Origin of the sequence: Acinetobacter wanghuae, from assembly GCF_009557235.1 — a bacterium.
Taxonomy (GTDB): domain Bacteria; phylum Pseudomonadota; class Gammaproteobacteria; order Pseudomonadales; family Moraxellaceae; genus Acinetobacter; species Acinetobacter wanghuae.
Genome location: NZ_CP045650.1, coordinates 136,820 through 151,170, shown reverse-complemented (window position 1 = coordinate 151,170; position 14,351 = coordinate 136,820). Strand labels below are relative to the sequence as shown.

General features: G+C 41.5%; 13 protein-coding genes and 1 riboswitch. Of the genes, 3 read left to right on the top strand and 10 right to left on the bottom strand.

Annotated features, from left to right (window positions below; translation table 11 throughout):
• Positions 1 to 22 precede the first annotated feature (22 nt).
• Together GFH30_RS00700 and prfB are read right to left on the bottom strand one after the other, a co-directional pair.
• Complete coding sequence (locus tag GFH30_RS00700) at positions 23 to 322, bottom strand: ArsR/SmtB family transcription factor (RefSeq protein ID WP_153370216.1); 300 nt, start codon at positions 320 to 322, stop codon at positions 23 to 25.
• Between the two features lie 147 nt (positions 323 to 469).
• Positions 470 to 1,565 (bottom strand): peptide chain release factor 2 gene (gene prfB / locus GFH30_RS00695; RefSeq protein WP_153370214.1). Its coding sequence is split into 2 segments (ribosomal slippage): positions 470 to 1,492 and positions 1,494 to 1,565, totalling 1,095 coding nucleotides; the frame shifts between segments, so codons are not numbered across the junction.
• Between the two features lie 581 nt (positions 1,566 to 2,146).
• Here prfB and GFH30_RS00690 point away from each other — a divergent pair.
• Positions 2,147 to 2,929 (top strand): putative porin, encoded by a 783-nt coding sequence (locus GFH30_RS00690; RefSeq protein ID WP_153370212.1) that lies wholly within the window; start codon positions 2,147 to 2,149, stop codon positions 2,927 to 2,929.
• A 171-nt stretch (positions 2,930 to 3,100) separates the two neighbouring features.
• Entirely contained in the window at positions 3,101 to 3,934 is an 834-nt protein-coding gene (locus tag GFH30_RS00685) for a putative porin (RefSeq protein ID WP_153373316.1), read from the top strand.
• A gap of 60 nt (positions 3,935 to 3,994) precedes the next feature.
• Here the strand turns inward: GFH30_RS00685 and recJ are convergent, their stop codons facing one another.
• From recJ to guaB, 4 genes are all read right to left on the bottom strand, one after another.
• The gene (gene recJ, locus GFH30_RS00680; protein WP_153370210.1) at positions 3,995 to 5,695 is read right to left on the bottom strand and encodes a single-stranded-DNA-specific exonuclease RecJ; all 1,701 of its coding nucleotides are present in this window, start codon (positions 5,693 to 5,695) and stop codon (positions 3,995 to 3,997) included.
• Positions 5,696 to 6,352, bottom strand: coding sequence for a pyridoxamine 5'-phosphate oxidase (gene pdxH, locus GFH30_RS00675; protein WP_153370208.1), 657 nt, complete (start codon positions 6,350 to 6,352; stop codon positions 5,696 to 5,698).
• A 9-nt stretch (positions 6,353 to 6,361) separates the two neighbouring features.
• Positions 6,362 to 7,693, bottom strand: a complete 1,332-nt coding sequence (gene glmM / locus GFH30_RS00670; RefSeq protein ID WP_153370206.1) for a phosphoglucosamine mutase — start codon at positions 7,691 to 7,693, stop codon at positions 6,362 to 6,364.
• A 123-nt stretch (positions 7,694 to 7,816) separates the two neighbouring features.
• Positions 7,817 to 9,283: an IMP dehydrogenase gene (guaB, locus tag GFH30_RS00665; protein ID WP_153370204.1), complete on the bottom strand. Its 1,467-nt coding sequence runs from the start codon at positions 9,281 to 9,283 to the stop codon at positions 7,817 to 7,819.
• Between the two features lie 223 nt (positions 9,284 to 9,506).
• On the opposite strand from guaB, the gene GFH30_RS00660 reads away from it, so the two are divergent.
• Entirely contained in the window at positions 9,507 to 9,962 is a 456-nt protein-coding gene (locus GFH30_RS00660; RefSeq protein WP_153370202.1) for a hypothetical protein, read from the top strand.
• A gap of 17 nt (positions 9,963 to 9,979) precedes the next feature.
• On the opposite strand, the gene GFH30_RS00655 is transcribed toward GFH30_RS00660, so the two are convergent.
• The 4 genes from GFH30_RS00655 to GFH30_RS00640 all read right to left on the bottom strand — a co-directional run bounded on the left by GFH30_RS00655 (position 9,980) and on the right by GFH30_RS00640 (position 14,349).
• On the bottom strand, positions 9,980 to 10,345 hold the full coding sequence (locus tag GFH30_RS00655) for a YkgJ family cysteine cluster protein (protein WP_153370200.1): 366 nt from the start codon (positions 10,343 to 10,345) through the stop codon (positions 9,980 to 9,982).
• An 89-nt stretch (positions 10,346 to 10,434) separates the two neighbouring features.
• Entirely contained in the window at positions 10,435 to 11,232 is a 798-nt protein-coding gene (locus GFH30_RS00650) for an oxygen-binding di-iron domain-containing protein (protein ID WP_153370198.1), read from the bottom strand.
• Between the two features lie 181 nt (positions 11,233 to 11,413).
• The gene (locus tag GFH30_RS00645) at positions 11,414 to 11,992 is read right to left on the bottom strand and encodes a TMEM165/GDT1 family protein (RefSeq protein WP_153370196.1); all 579 of its coding nucleotides are present in this window, start codon (positions 11,990 to 11,992) and stop codon (positions 11,414 to 11,416) included.
• A gap of 17 nt (positions 11,993 to 12,009) precedes the next feature.
• A riboswitch (yybP-ykoY riboswitch) is annotated at positions 12,010 to 12,208 on the bottom strand.
• A gap of 155 nt (positions 12,209 to 12,363) precedes the next feature.
• Positions 12,364 to 14,349, bottom strand: coding sequence for a 2-oxo acid dehydrogenase subunit E2 (locus GFH30_RS00640; RefSeq protein WP_153370194.1), 1,986 nt, complete (start codon positions 14,347 to 14,349; stop codon positions 12,364 to 12,366).
• Positions 14,350 to 14,351: the final 2 nt, after the last annotated feature.

The following is a 14,351-nucleotide window of genomic DNA, read 5'->3' as shown; positions in this document are numbered from 1 at the left end:
TAAACTCCACACCTCTTTGAGTTTAGAGGTGTTGTTGCAAATATTCGATATAGTGCTGAATTAAAGTTTCGTTGCGGGAAAAATATGACCATTGTCCATGTTTATTGGCAGTGATTAATCCTGCTTGTTGTAACACAGACAAATGATTCGACATGGTCGATTGTGAGACTTGACCCAATTTTTCAATTTGACCTGCACATACGCCACGATGAAAATCACCGCACTCTTCCACAGACAAAAACTGCTCTGGTGTTTTTAACCATGCAAGAATTTGCCGACGGGTCGGATTTGCCAAGGCTTTAAAAATGAGATCGAGATCCATAGCCACATCACATTACTAAGTGCAACAAAACTTACATCAGCTTTGAATTCATTGTATCGTATTTTTTCGATATTAATATCGATTATTTTAGATATATAGCAATTCAAACCGTATAAGTTTTGCAACAACATGAGTTGAAAGGTCTATTTATAGACCTTGTTTTAAACTTGCTTCGATGAATTTATCTAAATCACCGTCAAGTACCGCACCGGTATTTGAGCTTTCAACACTGGTACGTAAGTCTTTAATACGTGAGTCATCCAATACGTATGAACGAATTTGACTACCCCAACCAATATCAGACTTGGTATCTTCAAGTGCTTGCGCTGCATCATTACGTTTTTGCATCTCTAATTCATAGAGTTTTGCACGTAACTGTTTCCACGCATGGTCACGGTTGGCATGTTGAGAACGTTGGTTCTGACACGCTACCACAATACCTGTTGGCGCATGCGTTAAACGTACCGCAGAGTCAGTTTTGTTAATATGCTGACCACCTGCACCTGATGCACGATAAGTATCGGTACGAACATCCGCAGGATTAATATCAATTTCGATATTATCATCGACTTCAGGCGATACAAACACTGCTGAGAATGAGGTATGACGGCGGTTACCCGAGTCAAATGGTGATTTACGGACTAAACGGTGTACACCTGATTCAGTACGTAACCAGCCATAGGCATATTCACCTTCAACACGAATGGTTGCAGATTTAATGCCAGCAACATCACCATCAGATTCTTCCATCAATTCTGCTTTAAAGCCATGACGCTCAATCCAACGCATATACATACGAAGCAGCATGGATGCCCAATCTTGTGCTTCTGTACCGCCTGAACCCGCTTGGATTTCCACATAACATGGGTTCGGGTCCATTGGATTACTGAACATACGACGGAATTCGAGTTTTGCCAATTCTGATTCAGAGCTATCTAATTCAGCTTGAACATCTTCAAGTAAGCTTTCATCATCTGCTTCAACAGCTAAATCAAGCAACGCTTGCGCATCTTCAAGTTGAGTCGACAAACCTTCAAGGACGTTAATAACGTTCTCTAGTTCGCCCTTTTCTTTTGCCATAGCTTGCGCACGACTTTGATCATTCCAAATTGCAGGATCTTCTAACTCGCGGAGAACCTCTTCTAAACGCTCTTTCTTTAGATCGTAGTCAAAGATACCCCCGTAGTGTTTGACCACGTTCGTTTAAGTCTTTCAGCTGTAATAGATAAGGATTAATTTCCACGACATTCTCTCAATCAAAATTAGGCTTAAATCTTTAGCCGCATATTGTATCACAGTCCATTCTGGCAATTTGAGCTGTCAAATCGCTTATGCTGCATTTTAAAAACAAAGCATTTCATCAAACCTAGCCTATCTAGATTTTTGCTTAGGCTTCACTCTTTCTGTTCACTTAGCGAGATTATTTTTTAGATAAAGCTTTGCACCAAATTTAGCTATTTGGTATCAAAATATGTATTTGTATCTGACTCTGTTTTAAAAATTACCTTTCTACATTACACATGATTCATATAAATAAGGTTTTAAAAATCTAGGCATGCCATATTCGATATTTAGTAAAATTTAAACCCGATTTTGTGCAAAAAACCATCAAATTCATTCAATTACACAATATATCCACACTTTTAATAAAACAAAACATTCTATTTTTTACGCTAAAATTCAGTGACTTGTATCTCATAAATTACACAAGATTACGCGAATCACATTCCTGTAACGTAAGCTCCGTTGACCATTTTCTGAATTGCTCTAGACTGAAAGTTGTAACAAGAAATTAAAAATTAGCCAACCGTTCAGGGGATTATCATGAAAAAGTTAGCAATTGCTTCGGCACTACTATCAGCTTTGGCGATTACAGGTACAGCAAATGCTTACCAAGCAGAAGTTGGTGCATCAGCAGGTTTAATTGATCCAGATAATGGCAGTTCAAGCGGCTCTTTCGGTGTCGATGGTAAATATTATTTCAATCCAGTTCAAACACGTAATGCACCGCTTGCAGAAGCTGCATTCTTAGACCGCGCAAGTAATGTTGGCGCAAAATACCAATATGATGAAGTCGGTGATGATGAACGTCATCAGTATGGCGTAAGCGCTGAATACTTCGTTCCAAATTCTGATTTTTATGTAAGTGGTAATGTCGGTCGTGATGATCGCAAATACGCAAATGGCGCAGATTTTGATGAAACTGTATATGGTGCAGAAGTAGGTTATCTTCCTGCTCCTGGTCTATTGATCGCAGCCGGTGTGAAAGGTTATGATAATGATTATGCCGACGGTGTAGATCCAACATTACGTGCTAAATACGTGACAACGCTAAGCAATGGTAATGATATCAACCTTGAAGCGGGTGCAGCATTTGGTGATCTAGATGAATACAATCTAGCAGCTGATTACTTCATCGACAAAACTTTAAGTGTAGGTGTAGATTACTACAGTAAAGATACAGGTCCATTTGATACCAATGAGTTCGGTGTAAGTGCACGTAAATTCTTCACACCACAAGTGAGTCTTGAAGGTCGTGTCGGTTTCGGTGAAATCGCTAACAATGACTACAACAAATTTGGTGTTGCTGCGAAATATCGTTTCTAAGCTTCAACCTCGTTAAATTGTATAAAAAGCCCATCTTCGGATGGGCTTTTTTATTGACCTAAATAAACACATTTCGGTATTTTTTGCCCATTTCAGATGTATGTTTTGTCTGTACAATCGGCCTCACTGTCATTTGACAGTGATTTTTATAACAAACCGAGAACTTTATTAATGTTAAAACATATTGCTCTTGCAACTGCTTTGGTTGCTACTTTTGGGACAGCACATGCTTATCAAGCTGAAATTAATGCAGCTTATGAAAATACAGATATCGACAACTCTGATGGTGTCGATACTTTTGCAATAGGCGGAAAATATTACTTAAATGGTGTTCAGTATAAAAATGGTCCTTTAGCTGAAGCTGCTTTCTTAGGTAAAGCAAGTAACATTGGTTTAGCATATGCTAATGCAAGTACTGATGACGCTGGTTATGAGCTTGAAATTGACAGTATCGGGATCAATGGTGAATTCTTTATTCCAAATACACAATTTTATGTAGCAGGTAGTTTAAATCGCTCGGAAGTCACTGCTGAAACTACTTTTGCTAAAGCTTCTGAAGATAATACTGGATATGCTATTGAAGCAGGTTACTTACCTATCAATGGTTTATTGTTAGCTGCAGGGCTTTCAAAAGAAAATATTGCTGCTCATCAAGTCGCTAAAAATGGCTTTATTAATACATATAGCTCTGCCTCTGCAGTTGCAGATGATACTGCTGTGACTTTACGTGCTAAATACGTGACTCAAATTGGTAATCACTACACTAATTTTGAAGCATCAACCGCTTTTGGTGACGAAACCGCATATGGTGTAGCTGCTGATCTTTATATCGACCCAACATTAAGCGTTGGCTTAGCCATTAATGATGCAACATTAGATGACTTTGACACTGTATTTTCAATCCGTGCACAAAAATTCTTTACCCCTGCTATTGCTGCTGGCTTGAACTATACAACAACTGATGGCGCTGATTCATTTGGTATTAATGGTACATTCCGTTTCTAATCGCAACTAAAGTAAAAGCTAAAAAAACCGCTCAGTAGAGCGGTTTTTTTATCGTTAAATTTATTGTTCTAAATGCAAAATTCGCATCTGTAAACTGACATTACCATTAAAGACATTTTTATCCAGTTCATAGACCAGTCGCGTATCTTTCATCGGATCAAAATCATATTTATCCGCAGCATTAAAACAAATGGCATCCACGATTTGCCCATTATCAAGTCCAACACGCAGTTTTAAATGCACATCTTTCAGCCATCGATAATCCATGATTTTAAAGACGCCATCAAAAATTGGCGGTGGGAACTTTTGCCCCCATGGACTTAAGTTTTGAAGTACATCCACGGTTTCAATCTGAAAAGCTTCCGCAGGCAGTTCACCATCTGTCCATAAGGTTGCTGTAAATAAGTTCTCATCCATTTGCCCAATGAGAACTTCAAAAGCGCGTTTAAATTCTAAAAAATGTTCTTTCTTAATCGTGAGACCTGCAGCTGCTGCATGTCCACCAAAATGACTAATGAGATGCGGATGTTGCTCCGCCACCATTTCAATAGCATCACGAATATGAATGCCTTCGATGGAACGCGCAGAACCTTTAATATGAATACCATCTTCATCACATGCAAAGACAATACTCGGGCGATGAAATTGCTCTTTTAAACGCCCTGCCACAATACCAATCACGCCCTGATGCCAAGTGGGCTCAAACATAATCAAGGCTGCGGGTAAAGCGCTATCATCGAGTTGAATTTTCTCAAGCTCAAGCAAGGCTTCTTGCTTCATTTTGCTTTCAACTTGACGGCGCTCCACATTGAGCCGATTGAGCTGTTCAGCGAGCGGATAAGCCGTTGCCAAATCCTTCGCCAATAAACACTCAATGCCAATGTCCATGGTTTCCATACGCCCTGCCGCATTAATTCGTGGACCAATCACAAAGCCGAGATCTTGTGCTTTGAGGCTTGCTGCATCGCGTCCTGCGATTTCTAACAATGCACTGATACCTGGACGGCAAAAATGCTGCTGAATTTTTTTCAGACCACTATCAATTAAAATACGGTTGTTATAATCCAAACTTGCCACATCGGCATAAGTACCCAATGCGACCAAGTCCAAATATTGAGTGATTTGCGTGGTCGATTTACCCAATTTCTTACGATGCGTGGATAAATTCGCAAGCACATAAAATGCGACCCCGACGCCTGCCAAAGCCTTACTTGGAAATTCACAACCGAGCTGATTAGGATTAACCACCGCTTCAGCTTCAGGTGTCGGCTTGGTCGTCAAATGATGATCAGTGATAATCACTTGCATGCCATGATCGTGCGCTTGCTTTACGCCATCATGACTGGAAATCCCATTATCTACAGTAATCAGTAAATCCGGCGTGAAATTGGCAAAAGCGAGATCTGCAATGGCAGGGGTTAAGCCATAACCATATTTAAAACGATCAGGCACCAAATACTCAACCTGTGCGCCCATATCTCGAAGTGCTAAGACCATGAGTGTGGTACTAGTTGCACCATCCGCATCATAATCACCGACAATCACAATTTTATGCTGCTGATCAATCGCTTGATCAATCAGTTGAATCGCCTCAGACAAACCTTTCATGCTTGGAGCGAGCAAGTGCTTGAGTTTAAGTTCAAGCTCTTGGGCTGATTCCACGCCGCGGCGCGCTAGAATTTCAGCAATAAAAGCTGGCATACCCTGAAAAGATTCAGGGCGTGTCAGAAATGGTCTTTGCTTGATTTCGAGTTTTGGCATTTATGGCATCAATCTTTGTAATGTCCACACACCGCTAATTTTTTCATAGCTTAAACGGTCGTGTAGACGATTCGGGCGACCTTGCCAAAATTCATAATAATCTGGCTCAATACGATATCCACCCCAAAACTCAGGTTTGTCCAATTGCGCTTGCTGTTCGACGCGATCATGTAAAGCTTGGAAGCGCTGTTGCAGTTCTTCACGGCTTTCAATCACACCACTTTGTGGCATACTGATATGTGCTGCAATTTGGCTATCACGCGGACGTTTATGGTAATAGTCTGTCGATTCTTCTTCAGAGATTTTGACCACACGACCTGAAATTCGAATTTGGCGCTCTTGTTCTGCCCAATAAAATAGAATTTGTGCATAAGGATTAGACTCAAGATCTAATCCTTTTTGACTATCATAGTTGGTGTAGAACGCATAGCCATCTTCAGTTGCCCCGCGCAATAACACGGTACGCACATGTGGATGACCTTTTTTATCTGCTGTAGCAAGTGACATCGCATAAGGTTCATGCAAGTTCGCGGCTAAGGCATGGTTAAACCATAATAAAAACTGTTCATGTGGATTGGCATGAACTTGATCTTCATGTAGCTCACCCTTCTGATAACTCAGGCGTAACTCACTTAAATCTTTAATCACATCACTCATGACATCCCCTTAAGCTGCATGACGACGCACGGCATCAGCTAATGAATTGGCAAGTGTCGTCACTTCAGATAAATCTTCGCCTTCTACCATGACACGAATCACAGGTTCAGTGCCCGATTTACGAATGAGTAAACGCCCACGACCTTTGAGCTGTGCTTCAGCTTTTTCAAACTCAGTGACCAATGCAGGTACTGCATACGGGTCGAACATGGCTTCTAGGCGGACATTGACCAATACATTTGGCAAGAGTTTAAAGTCAGCAACCAATTCGTGTAGGGCTTTCTTCTGCTCAACCATTACCGTCAAGACTTGAAGTGCTGCAATAATCGCATCACCAGTCGTGCTCTTATCTAAGGTTAAGATATGACCAGATGGCTCACCACCAATCGACCAACCTTTTTCTTCTAGACCTTGCAACACATAACGGTCACCGACTTTGGCACGCAGTAGCTCAACACCTGCTTTTTGTAAAGCAAGTTCAAGTGCCATGTTACTCATCAAGGTGCCAACAATACCCGCAGGTTTATTCGAGCTTTGTGTCGCTAAGATATAAAGAATATGATCACCATCAATCAGATGACCATCTTTATCGACCAAAACGACACGGTCAGCATCACCGTCAAAAGCAATACCCAAATCTGCTTGATGCTTTACGACTGCCGCTTGTAAGCTTTCTGGATGCGTTGAACCGCAATGATCATTAATATTTAGACCTGTAGGTTCATCATGAATAGCGATGACTTTCGCCCCCAATTCACGGAACACTGAAGGTCCAACACTATATGCTGCACCATTGGCGCAATCGACCACAATGGTGAGATCATTCAGATCTAAATGGTATGGGAAGGTTGATTTACAAAATTCGATATAACGGCCGTTGGCATCTTTAACACGGAAGCTTTTCCCTAAATTTGCGGTATCTTCAATCATGAGTTCTTTTTCGAGTTCTTGATTGATTTCTTCTTGTAGGCTATCGGGTAGTTTTTTACCTTCGCTTGAGAAGAATTTAATGCCATTATCAAAATACGGGTTATGTGAAGCAGAAATGACAATACCTAGACTGGCATGAAGTGCACGGGTTAAATGCGCAATTGCAGGCGTTGGCAATGGACCAAGCAGATGTACATACACCCCTGCTGCATTTAAACCTGCTTGTAATGCTGACTCTAAGATATAACCCGATAAGCGTGTATCTTTCCCTAAGACCACCAATGGTTTCGCTTTTTTACTATGGCGTTTTAGTACTTTCCCCGCTGCAAAGCCTAACTTGAGAGCAAACTCAGGCGTAATCGGAAGCACGCCAAATTTTCCGCGAATACCATCGGTACCAAAATAACTCATCTTTATCTCACTTCTTAGCGCAAGGCTTTTGCCATGCATTTTTTCATTGTGCACCACTTTACACCAAAACAAAAAAGCCGTCATTTCCATGACGGCTTTTTCAATACAATCAATTCTAAAGAATTAACCAACGCGATAGTTTGGCGCTTCTTTCGTGATGGTTACATCATGCACATGAGACTCTGACATACCAGCTGAAGTAATTTTCACGAATTTCGCATTTTTGCGAAGATCATCAATGACAGCAGAACCGGTATAACCCATCGATGAGCGTAAGCCACCCATCATTTGATGTACGATGTTACCCATTGGACCTTTATACGGTACGCGACCTTCAATGCCTTCAGGTACGAGTTTCTCAGCACCCGCTTTAGAGTCTTGGAAGTAACGGTCGGCAGAACCTGTTGCACCCGCCATCGCACCCAATGAGCCCATACCACGATACGCTTTGTAGTAACGACCTTGGAAGAACTCAACTTCGCCGGGTGCTTCTTCAGTACCAGCCATGAGTGAACCCACCATGATGGTGCTTGCGCCTGCACCAATCGCTTTCGCCATATCGCCAGAGAAGCGAATACCACCATCAGCGATCAATGGAATTTGATCTTTCAATGCATTTGCAACTGAATCGATTGCCGAAATTTGTGGCATACCAATACCAGCAACAATACGCGTAGTACAAATTGAACCAGGGCCAATACCCACTTTCACTGCATCCGCACCTGCATCAAGCAGTGCTAACGCAGCGTCACCAGTTGCGATGTTACCACCAATCACTTGCACTTGTGGGTAGTTTGCTTTTACCCAACGTACGCGCTCGATTACACCAGCAGAGTGACCATGCGCAGTATCCACTACAATGGCATCAACACCTGATTCAACCAATGCTTCAACACGGCTTGGTGTTTCTGCACCAGTACCGACTGCAGCACCGACACGTAAACGACCAAGGTCATCTTTACAGCTATTTGGATACAATTCCGCTTTACGGAAATCCGTCACTGTAATTAAACCTTTAAGTTCGTTGTGTTCACCTACAACGATGACTTTTTCAATGCGGTTTTTTTGCAGTAAAGCTTGGATATTTTCTTTTGATTCGTTTTCGCGAACTGTTACGAGACGATCTTGACCAGTCATGATGTTGCTGACAGGTTGTTCAAGATTCGTTTCGAAGCGTGTATCACGGCCCGTTACGATACCTACAACTTTGCCATCCTTCACAACAGGTACACCGCTGATGTTGTTCGCATGGGTAATTGCAAGCAATTCACGAACAGTGGTTTCAGGAGTAACTGTGATTGGATCTTTGACCATACCGGCTTCGAATTTTTTCACGCGACGAACTTCTGCAGCTTGTGCAGCAATATCCATGTTTTTATGTAGGATACCGATACCGCCATTTTGCGCCATCGCAATTGCCATACGTGACTCAGTCACCGTATCCATTGCTGCAGACACAAGCGGGATATTCAATTCAATGCCACGAGTAAAACGTGTCTTTAGAGAGACATCTTTTGGGAGGACAGTAGAGTAGGCAGGGAGTAATAGGACATCATCGAAGGTTAACGCGTCTTGAACGATGGTCAACATAACAGTCTCACTGGTAATTTCCGTGCGCTATTATAAACAAATCTGGCTTAAAATTTCATTGCTATTACAAAATAATTTTTTTCAATTTCAGTTTGATCTCACCGATGAATATGACATTGACCGTTTATCTTTTTTAATATTTAAGTACGACTTTAACTCTTGTCTAAAGCACAACTCTTGAATATGCTAAAAACATAAAAATCAATAATAAGCGGAGTCTAGGATGCGACGCACAATCTCTATTTTAATTTCAATGCTGTCTCTGCCCGCTGTTATTTTTTACGGAAATTTTATTTATCTCGAAATTTATTATTTTCTCAATCCCACCCAATTGATTCAGCCCATCAGCTTGCAATTACAAGAATTAAAACTGACTCGAATTCTCATCCATTTAAGTGGCATCATCGCTTGGGGATGTCTCGCGGTGATGGCTTATTATTGGTGTAAGAATCAACCGGTACGGCAAGAGTTTGTGGTCTTTAGTACAATGATTGCCTTAATTGGCTTATATCCTTTTTTAAAATACGATGTTATCCGTATTTTTACGTTATTGGCTTTACCCGCCATTCTATGGGCGGTGTACCTAATTTATTGGCATTTACATATAAAAGCCAAACAATTTAATAAACCTACTCAATCATTTTCGTATCAATTAGATAAAAATAGATTGAGTAGATAAATTAATTTTTTGCTGACTTAACTCACTTGATCAAAGTCTTCATCATTTTGTGCGGGCTCAACCTCCACCTGCACAAATGGAATCAGCTGATGCGCAATCCTCGCCTTATTACATTGTTCATCCGCGATTTGCACTTCCTGACAGGATGAGCTGCGCGCTTCATACATACCGCAACTGACCTGCTCACCCACTGTGCCTTGTAACGCGACACAACGTGGACGCTTTTGGTTGGTGCCTTTCATACAGGAATAGATGGGTGTGAGTGGCTCGATATAGTCATCGGGCATATTTAAACCTTCTGCCCAATAAAATGACACCCGAAAATAGGCGCAACATGCACCACAAGTTAAACACGCATCCTGTGTGGGTAATTGAGACAACATTCTAATTAATTCTCGTCATCTAAAAGTTTTTTTGGATTTGAGAAATATAAAAAATGTTGCTTTTTCAATCAATATGTCAAATAAAAAAATTATTCAGGACAGGTAAATACAGTTTCATCCATTAAGTCTGTTCCGCATTCTAAGGTTTCAATCCAATCCAGAAATTGATTCACTTGCTCTTTGCCAACAAATGGCGTGCCATGTTGTGGAACAATCATCTCGACATCCATAGTACGGATCATCTGTACCCAAAGACGAATCACTTTGTTATTACACATATAACGCTGATGAAAACTTTTCATTTTCGGAATATGCGAGCTAAAGTTTTCGATCGGCTTATTCGCATTCTCGACCATCGAGGCCCCCATATCGCCTGAAAATAAAATTTTCGCGATGGGATCGTAAAATTGAAAATTACCGACTGAATGTAAAAAATGCGCAGGGATCGCAACGATGTTGGATTGACCTAAAGCAATCATTTGACCGTGATCGGGTAACTCAACCAAACGATCGAGCCAATTGCCTTTCATACGGTCACTCATAAAGGCAGAATTAAGATGTGGTAAGAAACGTGCCCAGAGTTTAGATGCCACTACTTTTGCATCGGTATACACCAACCAGCGTGGCATAGAGGTAATAATGTCAGGGTCTTGATGCGATGCCATGACATAGTCTAAATTGGCAAGTTTGGTGTATTTATTGAGTTCCATGGTCAGTGGTACATAGGTTAAATCCCCACCGGGATCGAGTACCGCTGCACGATCATGATCTAAAATTAAAAACTGATTGGCTTGAACCCCCTCACCTTTCACAAGACTGGTAAAGCTGATGCATTTATGTGTGCCATTATCAAATAGCACCTGTGATGTCGTGCGCTCTAGTACCATCGTTTTCCCCAATTTTTCTATTTAAATACAATTTTTATATCCATACAACATATAAGGTATTGTTGTAATTTTCAATGACCCTATCTTCAAATTTTATTTTAATAATCATTTATTTGGAATTAATTTAGGCATAAAAAATCCCGAGTTTTTAGCTCAGGATTTATGTGAAAATCTTTATATTTTAAAAAAAGTAATGTTGGACGAGTGCAGCAATACCAATGATTAAAAAGACTAACGCACCAATTTTATGAATGAGTGCAATTGGCAATTTTTCAGCAAGTTTATTTCCAATAAACACAGCAGGTGCATTGACAAGCATAATCCCGAGCGTTGTCCCAAGTGTTACCCAACCAATGCTGTCAAAACGTGCCGCTAAGGCAACAGTCGCAACTTGCGTTTTATCGCCAATTTCTGCCAAAAAGAACAACACGAAAGTTGCACCGAATACACCATATTTCTGCCATTTATTGATACTTTCAGATTCATCATCCAATTCATCGGGAATGAGCATCCACGCCGCCATCGCAATAAATCCTAGCGATACAATCCAAAGCAAAACGGTTTCGCTTAAAACTGTAGTAATCCACTGACCTAAAATCGCAGAGATCCCATGATTCACAACTGTTGCTAGAAAGATAGCAAATAAAATTGGCGCAGGTTTACGGAATTTTGCAGCAAGTAACAGTGCGAGGAGCTGAGTCTTATCGCCCATTTCAGATAAAGCGACAACAGCAAGAGAGATCAGGAATGCGGATAACATGAGGATTTTCTCTGGCTAGCAAAACAGATACCAATGACTCACCGCTCCTGCTAGCCAAAATGTGCAGAGTGGTAAATCAAAGGTCTTGCCAACAAAAGAAGCTTTGAAAAAGCTGATTTGGTTTTTTGCTATGATGACCATGTTCTGTGGAACAATTATGTTGACCATCACCCTTTCGCTTTGCGCAAAAGGCGGCTACTCCCCAATGAAGTGTCTGTAGTATAAATATAATCGCAACCCTTTTCAATCGGATACAAAAAACCCTGCCGAAGCAGGGTTTCTGTTTACACCCTCTTTGTATTTCTCCCTAAGCTTCAATTGAAATATTTGTCAATGAAGCGCAAGAGAAAAGAGAGTCAATCTAATTCAATTTAGATCAATAAAGTACGAATATCTTTTAACAGTTTGGTTAGCTTATTGGTAAAGCGCGCTGCATCTGCACCATTGATCACACGGTGATCATATGACAATGACAACGGCAACATTAAGCGTGGATCGAAGCCTTCACCATTCCAAACCGGTTGCATCGCCGCAGGCGAAATACCCAAAATTGCCACTTGTGGCCAATTTACGAGCGGTGTAAACCCTGTACCACCAATCGCACCTAAGCTTGAAATGGTAAAGTTCGCACCTTGCAGGTCTTTCGGTGATAATTTCTTATCTCGCGCTTTTTGACCGAGCACACCAAGTTCAACTGCAATTTCTTTAATCGATTTTTGATCTGGGTTACGCAGTACAGGAACCGTTAATCCATCAGGTGTTGCTACCGCAATGCCCATATGAATTTCGTTACGGAGCAATACTGATTTACCATCATCTGCCAAATGACCGGCAAACTCACGCTCTTCTTTCAGTAAGTGTGCAACAGCTTTAATGATGAATGCCATAATGGTCAGGCTAATGCCTTCTTTCTTAAAGTTAGCTTTAAGATCATTACGCCATGCTTCAAGTTCAGTAATATCTGCAGCATCAAACTGAGTGACTTGCGGAATAAAGTTATTGAGCGATAACTGTGGAATCGACACTTGTTGCAAACGCGTCAAGACTTTCTCTTCAACTCCACCAAACGCATCAAAACTTGGTAATTTTGGCAATCCTGATACAGCAGCAGCCGCTGCAACAGGTGCAGCCTGAGGTGCTGTTAAACGTGCCTTCACATAAGAGAATAAATCTTCTTTAATGAGTCGCGCATGGGGACCAGACGCTTTCACATCCGCCAAGACCACACCGAGTTCACGTGCAAGCTTACGCACTGCAGGACCTGCATATACTTTGGCATTTGCAGCGTTTTGTTCTTTGCTCAGCTTGTCAACGCTATTGCTTTGAATTGGCTGATTTGTTTGCTGTGCTGCTTTTGGTGCTTCCTGTGGCTTAGCTTGAGTAGGCGCTTTTGGCGCTTCTGCTGCCGTTGGCGCTGCGGCAACTTGTCCTTCAGCTTCAATGGTCAGTAAAGCCACACCTTCGGAAACGTTTTGTCCCAAAGTCACATGAATGGCTTTAATCACCCCTGCAGTTGAACTTGGTACTTCGACAGTGGCTTTGTCAGATTCGACCACAATGATACTTTGGTCTTTTTCAACCTGATCACCTACTGCAACCAAGATTTCTGCTACAGCCGCCTTATCAACACCCAAGTCAGGCACTTTCACTTCAACATCACCTTTTGATGCTGCTGTCGCTTGTACCACAGGCTCAGTCTTCGCTGCTTGAACAGGTGCTGATTCGGTTTTAACTGCTTGAACAGATGCCGGAGCAACTAAGCCTACGGTTTTCACCTTTAAAATCACCACACCTTCTTTCACGCTGTCGCCAACTTGAATTGAAATTGATTCCACGACACCAGCAGCCGTACTCGGTACTTCAACCGTAGCTTTATCTGATTCAACCACAACGATGCTGTCATCAATCGCAATCGTGTCGCCTACAGCAACCAAGATTTCACCGACAATGGCTTTTTCAACACCAATATCAGGAACTTGCACATCTACACTTTGTGCGCTGCTCGATGCTTGTGGTTGATGTGCAGATAATTCTTGCATGACCTCTGCGTCTGGCAATTCAGTTGGAGTGTTTTCTGATGTTTTTTGTGCAGCATCTGCTGTTTGTGGCTCAACAGTTTTACTTGTCGCATCTTCAGCTTCAAGCTCAATTAAGACTGCACCTTCAGCCACACTATCGCCTAGACTGACAGCGATACTTTTAACCACACCTGCTGAAGTGCTTGGCACTTCAACAGAGGCTTTATCAGATTCAAGCAATACAATGCTGTCATCAATGTTAATGCTGTCGCCTACTTTGACTAAGATTTCCGCCACAACAGCTTGATCTACACCAATATCAGGAGTCGTAATCTGCATTA